Genomic DNA, 14,426 nt, shown 5'->3' on the forward strand with positions numbered 1-14,426 from the left:
GATGAAGTCCTCCCAGTCAAACGTAGCGATTGACGATGTTTTCAAGAATTTCCTGCCGCCCCGAAACGGGCTGCGGATCGACCTTGCCCGCCTCGACGGGCGCGGCCACGCTGGCCAGGTCCGAGGTCAGCATCGCCTGCGCCTCTGCCCGGTCCCACCCGGCGTATCGGTCGCGGCGTGGCGCCTCCAGCGCGTCATCCTCCAGCATCTTCGCCGCGGCCTTCAGGCCGCGCGCGCAGACATCCATCGCGCCCGCATGGGCCGCGACCAGATCGATCGGGTCGAGCGATTGCCGCCGCAGCTTGGCGTCGAAGTTGGTGCCGCCCTGCGTGAAGCCACCGGCTTTGAGGATTTCGTAGTAAGCCAGCGCCACCTCGGGCACGTTGTTGGGGAACTGGTCGGTGTCCCAACCGGATTGATAATCGTTGCGGTTCATGTCGATAGAGCCCAGAACCCCAAGCTCGCGTGCCAGGGCCAGTTCGTGCTCGAACGAATGCCCGGCAAGAATGGCGTGGCCCTGTTCGATATTGACCTTCACCTCCTTCTCCAGCCCAAAGCGCTGGAGAAACCCGTAAACGGTGGCGACGTCGTAGTCATACTGGTGCTTGGTGGGTTCCTGCGGCTTGGGTTCGATCAGGATCTGGCCGTCGAAGCCGATCTTGTGCTTGTAGTCGACCACCATCGACAGGAACCGGCCCATGTGCTCCATCTCGCGACCCATGTCGGTATTGAGCAGGGTTTCATAGCCCTCGCGCCCACCCCAGAGCACGTAGTTCTGCCCCTTCAGGCGGTGCGTCGCGTCAAGGCAGGTTTTTACCGTCGCCGCCGACCAGGCAAAGACGTCCGGATCGGGATTGGTGGCCGCGCCCGACATGAAACGGCGATGCGAAAACAGGTTCGCCGTCCCCCAGAGCAGCCGCACCTTCGCGCTTTCCATCTTTTCCTCGAAGAGGTCGATAATGGCGTCGAAGTTCGCCTTGCTCTCGGCGAAGGTCGCGCCTTCGGGACGGATGTCCGCATCGTGCCAGCAGAAATAGGGCACGCCCAACAGGTCATACAGTTCGAACGCCACATCGGCCTTCAGACGGGCCGCCGCCATGTCGTCGCCGAACCAGGGGCGTTGAAAGGTCTGGCCGCCGAACGGATCGCCGCCGGGCCAGGCAAAGCTGTGCCAGTAGGCGACGGCAAAGCGCAGATGGTCTTCCATGCGCTTGCCCATGACCACCTCGTCGGGGTCATAGTGACGAAACGCCAGACCGTCGCTGTCGGGGTCGAAATTCAGGGGCGCGAGGTCTCCAAAGAAGTCGCTCATCAGGGGGCTCCGTTCTGGTCGTCAGCAATGGTGTCGGGAAGGTTCTCGCGCACGTAGATCGCGGGAACGATCGGCACGGGTTGCGTCTGGTCCATGCGGTCGGCCATTCGGCGCAGGCATTCGAGGGCCAGCTTGATTTCGTCGTCGGGCCGCTGGTCAATCACCAGGTCGATCAGCCCGTCCTGCAAGGCGCGGCGCGAATGCGGCACCAGTTCGTGCAACACCACGACAGGGCGCGAAACATCCGGCGGCAGGTCTTCGAGCACGCGGACAAGGCCTGCATTGCCGGCGCCTGCGCTGTAGATCGCGGTTATTTCCGGGTCGTCCAGCAGTGCCTGCCGGACCAGGCGTTCGACGTGATCGTGCAGGTCGCGACCTTCGATCACGGGGGCCATGCTGACCCCGCCGCCGGTTTCGGCCAGGGTTTCACTCATGCCCTGCAGCCGCTCGGCGTGGTCCAGCGCGGCGCGCGACCCGACCACGGGCAGCACCCGCCCGCCGCGCCCGCCATGCGCAAGGATCAGCAGGCGACCCGCGGTGCGCCCGGCCACCACGTTGTCGATCCCGACATACAGGTCGCGCCCGGCCTCGGGCACGTCGGCAACCAGGGTCAGCACGGCGACCCCCTGCTCTTTCAGGCGGTCTATGGCATCGCGCAGCTTGGGGTCATCCATGCCGACAAGCGCGACACCGTCCAGCGTTTCGCCGGACAGTTCGACAAGGCATTGCGCCAGCGCCCCGGCATCGAAGGCGCGGACGTTTTTCACGACCACGTCGACCCGTTCGATCAGCAGCGCGTCATGCACCTCGGACAGCACCTGTCGCAGGTACTGGAAAAAGCTGTTAGGACCTTCGGGGATGACAAACACAAAGCGGTAGGTCCGCTTTTGGGACAGGTTGGCCGCCGCGACATTGCGCACATAGCCAAGCTCTGCAATCGCCTCACGCACCCGCCGCACGGATTTTTCAGCCACGCCGCCGCGGTCGTTGATGACCCGATCGGCGGTCGCATAGCTGACGCCCGCGTGGCGTGCCACGTCGCTCAACGTTGGCAGTTGCCGCTTCATGAATTCCTCCCGGCAGCGATCATCGGGGGGATAATGATTGACGTCAATCTTTTTTTGATAGACGTCAATCATATCAGTTTTTCGGCATTCTTGGCCAACCGCGCCAATCATCCATTGATGCCAAATGTTCTTTACCGAAAAAAAACAATTGACCGGACAGGAGTTTGTTTTTTATGCAATAGAGACCAAAATGGATCACGAAACCTTGGGAGGGGGGATCCAATGACACAGCCGACAAGCGCCCGGACCATCCTGAAGGCGCGCGGACTCAGCAAACATTACGGCGGCGTCGTGGCGCTTGATTCGGTCGACATGGACCTGCACGAGGGCGAGGTGCTGGCCGTGGTCGGCGACAACGGCGCCGGGAAATCGACCCTGATCAAGGTGCTGACCGGCGCCATCTCCAAGACCGCCGGGACGGTCGAGATGTACGGTCAGGAGGTACAGATCAACACTCCCACCGACGCCAAGGCCGCCGGAATGGAGACGGTCTACCAGGACCTGGCGCTGGTCAACGAACTGTCGATCACCAAGAACATGTACCTGGGCCGCGAACTGCTGCGAAAGGACTTTACCGGGCGGCTGTTCGGCGCATTGGACTTTGCCCGGATGGACACCGAGGTCCGCGCCCTGTTCCAGAAACTGGATATCCGCATCGTCGACATCTACCGCGAGGCCGCAGCCTTCTCCGGTGGCCAGCGGCAGGCCGTGGCGCTGGCGAAAACGGTCATGTTCGGCAAACGCATCGCCATTCTGGACGAACCCACCGCCGCGCTTGGCGTCCGCGAAAGCCAGATGGCCATGAACCTCGTACGCTCGCTCAAGGATCACGGACTGTCGGTCATCATGATTACCCACAACATGCAGCACGTCATGAATTATTGCGACCGCGTGATGGTCCTGCGGCTGGGGCGGCTGGCCGCCGTGCGCGACGTCAAGGATGTGGACGGCGACACCCTGGTTGGCCTGATCACCGGCACCACCGAAGACAAAGCAGCCTGAAATGAGCGACATGAGCCAGAATTCCTCGACCCAGGTCTCCACCCCCGCCCCCGTCGGCCGCAGCATCGACCTGCTCAAGCACCAGTTCCAGCAGATCTGGCAGGTGCTGGCGGCACTGGTGCTGATCTACCTGGTGTTCTTCGTGCTGTCCGAACCCTTCCGCAGCCTCGACACGCTGCTGTCGATCTTCGGTCAGGCCTCGATCCTTGCCATTCTCGCCTGCGGCACGACCGTCGTCCTGATCTCGGGCGGGCTGGACCTGTCCGTGGGGTCGATCTTTGCCGTCGTCGGCGTGATCGTCGGCATCGCGCTGGCCGAGTACCAGTTGCCGGCGCCCGTCGCGGTGCTGATCGGCCTTGGGGCGGGTGCGCTGTTGGGTGCGCTCAATGGCACCGTGCAGGTGCTGACCGGGGTGCCCGCCTTCATCGTGACGCTTGGCGGGTTGACCGCCTACAAGGGTATGGCCGAGATCCTGGCCAGCGGGCGCGACCTGTCGCGCTTTCCCGACAGTTTTCAGGTGTTGGGATCCGGCTACCTGGTTCCGATGCTGATCATGTTCGGCGTGGCCCTGCTGACGGGGCTGTTCCTGACCAAGACCCGGCTGGGCAACCATGCTTTTGCCATCGGCGGCAACGAAGAGGTCGCCCGTCTGTCCGGCGTCAATGTCCGCAAGAGCCGCATCTACTACTACATGATCGGCGGGTTGCTGGCGGCAACGGCGGCGATCCTCGAAATCGCCAAGCTGAACTTTGCCATGCCGTCCCGCGGCCAAAGCTACGAGCTGTTTGCCATCGCGGCGGTGGTCATCGGCGGCACCAGCCTGTTCGGCGGTCGCGGCGGCGTGGGCAAGACCCTGATCGGCATGCTGATCATGCAGACCATCATCGTCGGCCTGTCCTACCTGGGCGTCAGCACCTCGGTTCAGCGCATCGCCATCGGGATCATCATCATCGCGGCGGTCTACTGGGACGTCTGGCGACGCTCCAGCCGCTAATCCGGCGCAAATTAGCGAATTCTGCCCCGCTGGGAGGACAGCGCGCAGGACACGTCCGCCCGGACAACCGGGCAGACCACACCCCAAGGGAGGAACACAATGGAACTGAAATCTCTCAAGACCATCCTTGCCTCTGTTGCCGTCGGCGCAACCATGGCCGGGGCCGCAATGGCCGAGGATCTGCGGATCGCCTACACCGGCTATTCCACCGACAACACTTTCTGGATCGGCGTCGCAAAGGCCGCCGCCGCCAAGGCGGACAAGATGGGGGTCGAACTGCTGGACCTGACCGCCTCTTCCCCCGATGCGGCGGCGCAAAAGGACGCGGTGGACCGGGCCATCAACATGGGGGTCGACGGCATCATCATCGGGTCGGTCGACAACCGCGCCTTTGGCACCTCGCTGGACATGGCCAAGCGCAAGGGCATCCCGGTGGTCGCCGTGGACACCGGCATCCACCATGACCACATCGCCAGCCTCGTGCAGACCGACAACCTTGCCGCCGCGGGCATCGCGGGCAAGTACATCGTCGACCAGATCGACGGCGGCACCGTGCTGATCCTGGGCGGCTCTGCCGGGCACCAGACCGGCAACGCCCGCCGCGACGGCGTGAAGAATGCCGCCGAGGCCGCGGGCCATGAGGTGATCTTTCAGATCTGCGACTGGAAGGACGCCTGCGCCTATGAAACCACGATCAACTTTCTTCAGTCCAACCCGGACATCACGGCGATCTTCTCGGCCTGGGATCCGGGCGCGCTGGCGGCGGTTTCGGCGGCCTCCGAACTGGGCAAGCTGGACGACCTGGTCATCGTGGGCTTTGACGGCAACCCGGCCAACCTCGTGTCGATCGAGGCGGGCGAGCTGGCCGCGACCATCAAGCAGGACAATGCACGCATGGGAGCCGAGGCGGTGCAGAACCTCGTCGGGCTGATCAAGGGCGACGAGGTCCCCGAATTCACGCCGATCGACGGCATTCTGATCACCTCTGAAAACGTGGCGGATTACAAGTAATCCCGACCCTCGCCGGTCGCCCGCCCGCGCGGGCGACCCCCTGGCGCCATTCCAAGGACACAGCCGCAGATGCAAGCACTGGTCATCACAACCATCGGCGAAACAGCGTTCCGGACGGTGGACCCGCCCACCCCCGCCAAGGGAGAGGTGCTGCTGCGCGTCGGGCATGTCGGCCTGTGCGGCAGCGACCTGAACACCTTTCGCGGCCTCAACCCCCTGTCCGCCCTGCCCCGCATTCCCGGGCATGAAATCGGCGGAACGATCCTCGAGGCAGGCGCGGACGTGCCCGCCGAATTTGCCCCCGGCAAACGGGCCATCGTCATCCCTTACACCGCCTGCGGCACCTGTTCCGCCTGTCGGCGCAACCGCCCCAATGCCTGCAAGAACAACCAGACCCTTGGCGTCCAGCGCGATGGCGGCATGTCCGACCTTTTATGTGTTCCTCATGACAAGCTGATCCTGAACGACAGCCTCTCGCTGCCGCAGCTCGCGTTAGTCGAACCCCTGTCCGTAGGCTTTCACGCGGTGAAACGGGGACGGGTCACGGCGCAGGAGACCGTGCTTGTGCTGGGCGCGGGCATGATCGGTGTCGGTGCCGCGCTTGGCGCGCTGGCCCGGGGCGCGCGTGTCATCGTATCAGAGGTCAGCGACACCAAGAGCGCCGCACTGAAGGCCCTTGGCGTGAGCGCCGTAATCAATCCCATGACCGAGGATCTGCCCGCCCGCATCGCAGAGCTGACCGAAGGCCACGGCGCGGATGTGGTGATCGAGGCCGTCGGCCTACCGGAAACCTTTCGCGGCGCGGTCGACATGGCCTGCTTCGCCGGGCGCGTGGTCTATGTCGGCTATGCCAAGGCCGAGGTCAGCTACAACACCGCGCTCTTCAACCTCAAGGAACTGGACATCATGGGCTCGCGCAACGCCATGCGGGCGGATTTCGACGCGGTCATCGCCTACCTCGAAACGCGCCCTGATCTCCCGGACCTCCTGATTTCACGCACCTTCCCCTGGGCCGAGGCCGATCAGTCCTTTCGCTATTGGGAAGACAACCGACAGGAAACCTTCAAGGTGATGATCGACATGCAGGATGCGTCCAATGGCTGATACATCCGTACTTGCGGCCCAATACGGGCTAAACGGGAAAACCGCGCTGGTCACCGGCGGCGGCACCGGGCTGGGCAAGGCCATCGCCACCAGCCTGGCGCAAAGCGGCGCAAAGGTCGTGATCGCCGGCAGGCGAGAGGACGTGTTGCAAGCCGCCTGTGCCGAGATCGGCCATGACTGCGCCTACCAGGTTCTGGACTTGACCGACATTGCCGCCATTCCCGAGGCCGCAGCGCAAATGCACACCGCACACGGCTGTTTCGACATTCTCGTGAACAACGCCGGCAACACCGTCAAAAAGCCATTCATGGACTCCGACCTTTCGGATTTCGACCGGGTCTTTGACGTGCATGTGCGCGGAGCGCTGGAACTCAGCCGCGCGGTCATCGGCCGGATGCAGGAGGCGGCCAAACCCGGCTCCGTGCTCTTCATCTCGTCCATGACCGCCTACATCGGCCAACCCGATGTTTCGGGCTACACGATTTCCAAAACGGCGATCAACGGCGTGATCCGCGCCCTCTCCGCCGAATGCGCCGCCCACGGGATCCGGGTGAACGGCGTCGCGCCAGGCTGGATCGACACCGACGTGTTTCGCACGGCGACCAAGGGCGACCCCGAACGCAAGGCCAAGATCATGGGCCGCATTCCCATGAATACGCTGGGCGATCCCGCCGACATCGGCTGGGCCTGCGCCTTCCTTGCCTCTCCGGCCGCCAAATACATCACCGGGCAGGTGCTGCTGGTGGATGGCGGCGGCGCCACGGGTTTCTGAGGTGCATGCCATGACCGACACCGAGCTGTTCGCCACCATGAAGGACCGTCTGTTCACCGCCGTGATCGGCGATGTCCTGGACACAATGGGCCACCGCCGGCAATTCTTGCCGCAGCCGATCAAACTCCAGGAGTCCGAAGAACAGGCCATCGGCCTGGCGCTGGAAAATGTGGCCACCGAAAACGAGGTCGCCAAGGACATCCAAAAGGGTATGTGCACGCAAGAGGCCTTTGCAACATTTGGCGCTATGTAGGACTCTGTGTGCCCCTAAACAAAAGGCTCTCATCCGGATGTCGCGCGACAATTCCACTTACAAGGAGGCGTTCAACCGCAGCCTCGACTTTGTCGCCACGCTGGGGCCGGATGGCGCATTGCCGTCGGAAATCGAATTGACCCAGCAGCTGGGCACCAGCCGGACAACCGTACGGGCCGTGCTGTCCCATCTGGACGAACTTGGCGTGATCCGCTGGTCCGGGCGTACGAAGACCGTGCTGCGCCGGCCAAGGCCTGCCGACTACTTTGCCAAGGAGGAAACCCTGTCGACCAGCGAACGGGTGGCCTCGCAGTTCATGGAATTCATCCTTGGCAGCGATCTGGAGCCCGGCACCATCCTGCACGAAAGCGAGATGGTACGCGAATTCGGGGCCAGCACCTCGGTCCTGCGCGAATGCCTGATCAAGTTCTCGCGCTTTGGCCTGATCGAGAAAGAGCCGAACCGTCACTGGGTGCTGCGCGGGTTCACCCGCGACTTCGCGATTGAACTGTTCGACGTCCGCGAGATGTTCGAAGTGCGCGCCTTTCGCAACCTGCTGGAAAAGGGGCCGGGCGCCAGCGCGATGACCGATCTCATCGCGTTGGACAAGGCGCACGAAACGATCATCGCCGACAGCGAGCGCGAGTACCTGAATTTCCCCCGGCTGGACGAACAGTTTCACCGCGTGCTGATCGACGACCTGAACAACCGTTTCATCGACGATTTCTTCGAGCTCGTCTCGGTGATCTTTCACTATCACTATCGCTGGAACAAGCGCGACGAACGCGAACGCAACCTCGTGGCTGCCCGGCAGCACCTCGCCGTGATCCGCGCGCTCGAGGCCGGGGACGGCGACCTCGCCATGGCGCTGTTCAAGGACCACCTGAATTCAGCCCGCTCGACCCTGCTTACCTCTGTCGCCTGGGACACCGATAAATGACCGACGATCTTGCCACCGACAACCGCCTGCTGACGCTTGCGCCGGGCGCCAACATCGCCGTGCTGATCGCGCTTGGCGCGGGCGGGCGCACCGCCTCGGAAACGCTGGGCCATGTCGAATTTGTCCTGACCTACAAACCTGCCGCGGCCAATCCCGGCTGCCACCCGAACTAAGGCCCCCCATGCTGAACGACTCCCACCGCCTCTCGCTGGGCACCGCCGCGCTGGCGGGATTGTACCGCCCGGTCAGCAAGACCGCCGTGCAGGAGGTGCTGACCACCGCCTGGGACAGCGGCATCCGCTATTTCGACACGGCCCCGCATTACGGCAACGGCGCCGCCGAAAGCCTGATCGGGGATTTCCTGCGGGACCGCGATGGCTGGATCCTGTCGACCAAGGTCGGCCGCGTCCTGACACCCGACCCCGCACCGCCCGCCGTGGTCAACGGCTTTCACAACGGCAGGCCCTTTCGGCAGGCGTTCGATTTCACCCATGACGGCATCATGCGTTCGGTCGAGGACAGCTTTCAGCGGCTGGGCCTGAACCGGATCGACATCCTTTATGTCCATGACATCGGCGATCCGGGCGCGGGCACCGATACCCCGGACCACCGGGCGCAACTGCTGGACAGCGGCGCAAAAGCGCTGGAACGGCTGAAAGCCGACGGCACGGTCAAGGCCATCGGCCTTGGCGTGAACACGGTCGAAATCTGCCAGGAACTGGTCGGACAATTCGACATGGACCTGATCCTGCTGGCCGGGCGCCATACCCTGCTGGACCAATCCGCCCACCACGGCCTGTTTCCGCAGTTGGAGAAACACGGGGTCCGGCTGGTCATCGGCGGGGTGTTCAATTCCGGCATCCTTGCGACCGGCCCGGTGCCCGGCGCGCATTACAACTATGCCCCCGCCTCGGACGAGATCCTGGACCGGGTCGCCCGGATAGAGGCGATCTGCGACCGCCACGACACCCCGCTGCCCGCCGCCGCGCTGCAATACCCGGATCAAAGCCCGCTGGTCGCCTCGACCCTGATCGGCACGGCCAAGGCCAGCTCTCTGAAATGCAACATCGCCCAGTTCAACGATGATCTGCCGCCCGCGCTCTGGGCCGATCTCAGGGCCGCCGGCATCATCGAGGGCAGCGCAGCCTGAGATCGTCCGGGCTACAGCGTGCGCAGGCGCATCCGGTCCAGCAGGCCGGTCAGCACGTCGCGGGCATGGCGCCGGTGATCACGGTGCACCTGCCGCGCCTTGACAGGGTCCCCCGCAAGGATGGCGGCATAGACCGCGCGGTGATCCTCGTTCGACTGCACGGGCAAGGGCCGCGCGAACAGGGTCGATGACTTGGCACGTCGCACCTGGTCGCTCATCATGGAAACGATCATGCAGACGCGGGAATTTCCGCCCAACCGTACCAGTTCAGAATGGAACCGGTCATCCGCCTCGGCCCAGGCCTCGAGGTCTTCCTGCTCGATCGAGCGATCCATGTCGTTGATCGCCGCGGACAGTGCGGCAAGGTCCTGTTCGGAATAGCCCGCCTTGGCAGCGCTTTCGGCGGCCAGGCTTTCGAGTTCGGTCAGAACATCGTAGATCTCGCGCATGTCGTCCGAGGACACGGGCAGGATGCGCACCCCCTTGCGTGGGCGCAATTCCACCAACCCCTGACCTTCCAGTTGCAGCGCCGCTTCGCGCACCGGGGTGCGCGACATGCCCAGGCGTTCGGCCAGTTCGGTTTCAAGGTGGTCGGACCCGGCGGACAACTCGCCGGAAAAGATCATCTCGCGCAGCCTGCTCACCGCACGTTGTGCGCTTGAGACGGGCTTGGGCGGTTGTCCGTTCAAATGGCTACCCCTTCAACTCGATTTTCTGCCCCGAGGCGGCAGAGGCGTAGATGGCCTGTTCGATCCCGATCACCGTCAGATAGTCCCTTGCGCTGTTTTCCAACGGCGTGCCGTTCAGAAAAGCGGAAACGACATGACTCTGCAAGGCATGGACACAATCGCCGCCAAAGCCGTCCCATTCGTCGGGCGGCAACAGCTGCTCCGGCACCGTCTCGCCGTGGCGCCGCAGATGAACCGCGCCGTCGCCGCCAAGGCTCAGCACCCCGGCGGCGCCTTCGAACAGCGCCTCGCCCATGGTGCGGCGCAGGTTGTCGGCGGCGTGGTCCAGGTGGCGGTTGCCGTCAAAGATCGCGCGCACGCCATTCGGGTGATGAAAGAGAACGATGCCCGCATCCTCGCCCCGGATCGCCGGATTGAGCCGACGCAGGTCGGCATAGACATGTGTCGGGTTTCCCAGCAGCCAGCGGAAGGTATCGACCCAGTGTACCGCGGTCTCATGGATCAGGAAGCGTTCCATCCGCTGGAAGTAGGGTTGCCGATCCAGGTAGGCGCGCGGCCCCTGCCCGTCACCGGGGCGCAGCCGGAACGTCACCTGTTGCAACTCTCCCAGCACACCATCCGCCAAGGCGGATTTCACCGCGCGGTACCAGGGCTGAAAGCGAAAGTTCTCGTGCACCACGATCACCGCCCCCAGCGCTTCGGCCTCGTCGGTGATTGCCCGGGCCTCGTCAAGGTCGCGGCAAAAGGGCTTTTGGCAGATCATGCGTCGAACACCGGACGCCAGCGCCATGCGGATCGTCTCGGCATGGGCGTTGGGCGGCAGGATGATGTCCAGCAGGTCGGGCTGCAGCTCGTCCAGCATTCGCGCCGGATCGTCATAGGCCGGCAGGCCCGTGGCCCGGGCCTTTGCCAGATCGCGGTCACAGGCGCCGACCAGACGCGCGCCGTCCATGCGCGCCCAGCTGCCATAGTGGAACTGGCTGAAATAGCCTGCGCCGATGCAGGCCACGCGCAGAGGAGAGGGGACCGTCGCCGTGCTCATTCGGCGCGGGCCTGCTCCAGCACCCGCCGCACCGCGTCGGCGGCATCTTGGGTACTTGCCGTGCCGCCAAGGTCCCGGGTCAGACAGTCACCGCGCGCGATCACGTCCTCGACCGCCCGGCGCAACCGCGCGGCATCGGCGCACATGGCTTCGTGTTCGTGCCTGATGCCCAACCAGTCCAGCATCATGGCCGCGGACAGGATCATCGCATGGGGATTGGCCGCGCCCTGCCCCGCGATGTCCGGCGCCGAGCCGTGGCAGGGCTGGAACACCGCCTGTTTCAGCCCGATGTCAGCCGAGGGCGCAAGGCCCAGCCCCCCCATCAGTCCGGCGCCAAGGTCGGACAGGATGTCGCCGAACATGTTTTCCGTCACCAGGACGTCGAAATCCCAGGGTTTCTGCACCATCCACAGCGCGGTGGCATCGACATAGGCGTGATCGGCGATCAGGTCGGGATAGTCCTGTGCAACCTCGTCAAAGATCCCGCGGAAGAAGGCAAAGGCCCGAAACACATTGGCCTTGTCGACGCAGGTGACGCGGCCCGGTCCGCGCCCGGACTGCTTGCGCTCGCGGGCCAGGTCAAAGGAAAACCGGAAGAGATGTTCCGACACCTCGCGCGTGATCCGCAATGTCTCGCGCGCCTCGGTCTCGGTGACCTCACCCTGGCCCATCGAGTAGAACAGGCCTTCGGTGCTTTCGCGGACCAGCACAAAGTCGATCTCGCGGCCCTCGGGCAGGGTCAGCGGCCCGGCCTGCCCCGAGCGCACGCGCACCGGGCGGACGCCCGCAAACAGGTTGAACGCGATGCGGAGTTCGATCTGCGGCGAAATCTCTGTCCCGTCCGGGTAACGCACGTCCGGCAGGCCCATCGCCGACAGAAGGATCGCATCCGCCTGTTCGGCCACGCGCAGCGACTCGGCGGGCAGCGATTCTCCGGTCTTTGCATAGTGAGCGGCGCCGGCCGGCACCGTGACGAAATTCAAGGCATATCCAGCGGAGTCCGCAGCAAGCTGGTTCAGCAGAGCAATCGTCGGCGCCGTGATTTCCGGCCCGATTCCGTCACCCTCGAAGACCGCGATTTCAAATGTGTTGTTCATCTATGGCTACGCCTCATTCGTGAATTTTCTGTCAGAGACCGCCCGAACTCCAGCCCGGAGTGGCGTTGACAACGTGTTATTTAATGCATACACAAAAAAACGCAACAACCAACGCAATGCCTTTGGGAGGATTTGAGGACATGCACGCTTTGACAAAGGGAACGCTGGCCGCGCTGGCCCTTGCGACCGGGCTGGGCACTGCCGCGCAGGCGCAGGACTACCCCTATCGCGACATAACCACCGCCGTGGTCTGGGGCGCCGGTGGCGGCACCGACACGATCAACCGCATGATCATGGCCGAAATGGAAAAGCACCTGCCGGTCTCGATCAACGTGATCAACCAGACCGGCGGCGTCGCAGGGTCCAACGGCATGGTCTACGTCGCCAACCAGCCCGATGACGGCTACACGCTGGTCGGCCTGTCCGAATCCAATGTCACCGCCGCCGTGCAGGGCGGCTGGGACAAGAAATTCGACTTCTGGTATCCCTTCATCGTCGGCGGTTCGCCCGACCTGATCTCGGTCCCGGCCAACAGCCCCTACGACACGCTGGCCGACCTGGTGGAGGCCGCGCAGGCGGACCCGGGCAGCATTCCCGCCGCGGCCGGCGGCGCCGGATCGATCCACCACCTGAACCTGCTGGCGCTGGAACAAGGCGCCGACGTGACGTTCAAGTTCATCCCCTACAAGGGCTCCGCCCCCGGTCAGGAAGCCGCGATTGCCGGTGAGGTGGCGCTGGTCGTGACCTCGCTGGCGGAACAGGCGCCGCTGATCGAAGGCGGACAACTGAAGCCGCTGGCCATGCTGACCGCCGACAGCGTCGAGATCGCGGGCACCACCGTGCCCTCGGCCTTTGACAGCTATGCCGGGCTGAGCGAGGTGCTGCCGCTGAAACAGGCCATCGGCTTTGCGGTGCACGACTCGGCCCCCGACGGCGTCAAGGCCACGCTTTCCGACGCCTTCCAGAAGGCCATGGCCTCGGACACTGTCGCGGAATGGGCGGTCGCCAACAACTACGACATCGGCGGCCAGTTCGGCGAAGAAGCACAGGCGCTGTTCTCGACCCTCGAAAGCACCTTTGCCTACACGCTCAAGGATCTCGGCGCGGCAAAGGTCATGCCCGAGGACCTGGGCATCGAGAAACCATAAACACCAGACGCCCCGGCCCGACCGGGGCGCAGCGTTCGGCGGGCGCCCGGGCGTCCGCCGCCTGAGCGGGAGGCAAGGTCATGGATCAATCGACAGATGAGGCGTTGGCTGATCAGGCCCGCCTGCGGGCGCGGGATTTCTGGGGCGCGCTGGGGCTGATCGCCCTGTCGCTGTTCTTCTTGTGGCGCACGCTAGACATCCCCATGGGCGGCAGCAACGGCGTCGGCGTCAACAGCGCCGCTTGGTACACCTCGGCCGCGATCGTGCCTCTGGGCATCTTCGGCGCGCTTCTTGCCCTCAGCCTGGTACTGCTGGGCATTTCGATCCGCTCCGGCGGGGCCGCGTACGCGCTGAGCGCGGTTGGCATCGGCTGGAACCCGCGGGAAGTCTGGCGCTTTGTCGCCGTGGCCCTGATGCTGCTGGCTTATATCGCCGGTCTGGTCCCGCGCGTGGATTTCATTCTGTCCTCCGCTCTGCTCATCACCGCCCTGATCGCCAGCTTTCACGGTCACGACCGTCCCCGCCCACTGCTGCCGCTGCTGACCGTTGCCGCCGCCGGGGTCTATGCCCTTGTGGCCCACATGCCGCGTTCGGAATGGGGGCAGCACGATGACGACTGGGTGGCGCTGGCGCTGCTGGTCGGGTTGACGCTTTGGCACCAATGGACGGGGCACATGGGCCGTGCGTTGCGTCTGACACCGGTCCTTGCCGTCGGCGTTCCCTTGATCCTGGTCTGTGCAATGGCCTTCGGCTTTCGCCAGAACGTACCGAACCGGGGCGGCCTGATCTTCGCCAAGATCGAATACACCTACTACGTCCACCTGCGCCCGATCTGGAGATCGTGA

General features: G+C 64.3%; 16 protein-coding genes. 11 read left to right on the top strand and 5 right to left on the bottom strand.

Translation table 11 applies throughout. The features are described from left to right. Positions 1 to 16 precede the first annotated feature (16 nt). Positions 17 to 1,312: a xylose isomerase gene (xylA, locus tag RBB42_RS06010; RefSeq protein WP_305969032.1), complete on the bottom strand. Its 1,296-nt coding sequence runs from the start codon at positions 1,310 to 1,312 to the stop codon at positions 17 to 19. Beyond that, on the bottom strand, positions 1,312 to 2,379 hold the full coding sequence (locus RBB42_RS06015) for a LacI family DNA-binding transcriptional regulator (protein WP_305969031.1): 1,068 nt from the start codon (positions 2,377 to 2,379) through the stop codon (positions 1,312 to 1,314). Before RBB42_RS06015 ends, xylA begins: the two co-directional genes overlap by 1 nt. Before the next feature lie 222 nt (positions 2,380 to 2,601). On the opposite strand from RBB42_RS06015, the gene RBB42_RS06020 reads away from it, so the two are divergent. From RBB42_RS06020 to RBB42_RS06060, 9 genes are all read left to right on the top strand, one after another. Beyond that, positions 2,602 to 3,381 carry an ATP-binding cassette domain-containing protein gene (locus RBB42_RS06020; protein ID WP_305969030.1) on the top strand — a complete coding sequence of 260 codons (780 nt, stop codon included), beginning with the start codon at positions 2,602 to 2,604 and terminating at the stop codon, positions 3,379 to 3,381. Between the two features lie 10 nt (positions 3,382 to 3,391). Next, complete coding sequence (locus tag RBB42_RS06025; protein WP_306043373.1) at positions 3,392 to 4,375, top strand: ABC transporter permease; 984 nt, start codon at positions 3,392 to 3,394, stop codon at positions 4,373 to 4,375. 99 nt (positions 4,376 to 4,474) lie between these two features. Then, positions 4,475 to 5,386, top strand: a complete 912-nt coding sequence (locus RBB42_RS06030) for a sugar ABC transporter substrate-binding protein (protein WP_305969028.1) — start codon at positions 4,475 to 4,477, stop codon at positions 5,384 to 5,386. A 69-nt stretch (positions 5,387 to 5,455) separates the two neighbouring features. Then, positions 5,456 to 6,490: a zinc-binding alcohol dehydrogenase family protein gene (locus RBB42_RS06035; protein ID WP_305969027.1), complete on the top strand. Its 1,035-nt coding sequence runs from the start codon at positions 5,456 to 5,458 to the stop codon at positions 6,488 to 6,490. Continuing rightward, on the top strand, positions 6,483 to 7,262 hold the full coding sequence (locus RBB42_RS06040; RefSeq protein ID WP_305969026.1) for an SDR family NAD(P)-dependent oxidoreductase: 780 nt from the start codon (positions 6,483 to 6,485) through the stop codon (positions 7,260 to 7,262). Before RBB42_RS06035 ends, RBB42_RS06040 begins: the two co-directional genes overlap by 8 nt. Positions 7,263 to 7,272: 10 nt before the next feature. Continuing rightward, the gene (locus tag RBB42_RS06045; RefSeq protein ID WP_305969025.1) at positions 7,273 to 7,515 is read left to right on the top strand and encodes a hypothetical protein; all 243 of its coding nucleotides are present in this window, start codon (positions 7,273 to 7,275) and stop codon (positions 7,513 to 7,515) included. A gap of 37 nt (positions 7,516 to 7,552) precedes the next feature. Further along, positions 7,553 to 8,455, top strand: a complete 903-nt coding sequence (locus RBB42_RS06050; protein ID WP_305969024.1) for a GntR family transcriptional regulator — start codon at positions 7,553 to 7,555, stop codon at positions 8,453 to 8,455. After that, positions 8,452 to 8,628 carry a hypothetical protein gene (locus tag RBB42_RS06055; protein ID WP_305969023.1) on the top strand — a complete coding sequence of 59 codons (177 nt, stop codon included), beginning with the start codon at positions 8,452 to 8,454 and terminating at the stop codon, positions 8,626 to 8,628. Before RBB42_RS06050 ends, RBB42_RS06055 begins: the two co-directional genes overlap by 4 nt. A gap of 8 nt (positions 8,629 to 8,636) precedes the next feature. Further along, positions 8,637 to 9,605 carry an aldo/keto reductase gene (locus RBB42_RS06060; RefSeq protein WP_305969022.1) on the top strand — a complete coding sequence of 323 codons (969 nt, stop codon included), beginning with the start codon at positions 8,637 to 8,639 and terminating at the stop codon, positions 9,603 to 9,605. An 11-nt stretch (positions 9,606 to 9,616) separates the two neighbouring features. Here the strand turns inward: RBB42_RS06060 and RBB42_RS06065 are convergent, their stop codons facing one another. Genes RBB42_RS06065 through RBB42_RS06075 form a run of 3 tightly spaced genes read right to left on the bottom strand, consistent with a single transcriptional unit; the run spans position 9,617 to position 12,433 of the window. Continuing rightward, positions 9,617 to 10,249 (bottom strand): GntR family transcriptional regulator, encoded by a 633-nt coding sequence (locus tag RBB42_RS06065; protein ID WP_305969021.1) that lies wholly within the window; start codon positions 10,247 to 10,249, stop codon positions 9,617 to 9,619. A 49-nt stretch (positions 10,250 to 10,298) separates the two neighbouring features. After that, a complete protein-coding gene (locus RBB42_RS06070) occupies positions 10,299 to 11,336 on the bottom strand; it encodes a Gfo/Idh/MocA family protein (protein ID WP_305969020.1) in 1,038 nt (345 codons plus the stop codon). Next, positions 11,333 to 12,433, bottom strand: a complete 1,101-nt coding sequence (locus tag RBB42_RS06075; protein ID WP_305969019.1) for an isocitrate/isopropylmalate dehydrogenase family protein — start codon at positions 12,431 to 12,433, stop codon at positions 11,333 to 11,335. Before RBB42_RS06075 ends, RBB42_RS06070 begins: the two co-directional genes overlap by 4 nt. A 140-nt stretch (positions 12,434 to 12,573) precedes the next feature. Here RBB42_RS06075 and RBB42_RS06080 point away from each other — a divergent pair, with 140 nt between their 5' ends. Both RBB42_RS06080 and RBB42_RS06085 read left to right on the top strand, forming a co-directional pair. Continuing rightward, a complete protein-coding gene (locus tag RBB42_RS06080) occupies positions 12,574 to 13,581 on the top strand; it encodes a Bug family tripartite tricarboxylate transporter substrate binding protein (RefSeq protein ID WP_305969018.1) in 1,008 nt (335 codons plus the stop codon). Positions 13,582 to 13,661: 80 nt separating this feature from the next. Next, the gene (locus RBB42_RS06085; RefSeq protein ID WP_305969017.1) at positions 13,662 to 14,426 is read left to right on the top strand and encodes a tripartite tricarboxylate transporter TctB family protein; all 765 of its coding nucleotides are present in this window, start codon (positions 13,662 to 13,664) and stop codon (positions 14,424 to 14,426) included.

Source organism: Mameliella sp. MMSF_3455 (assembly GCF_030733205.1).
Taxonomy (GTDB): Bacteria; Pseudomonadota; Alphaproteobacteria; order Rhodobacterales; family Rhodobacteraceae; genus Antarctobacter.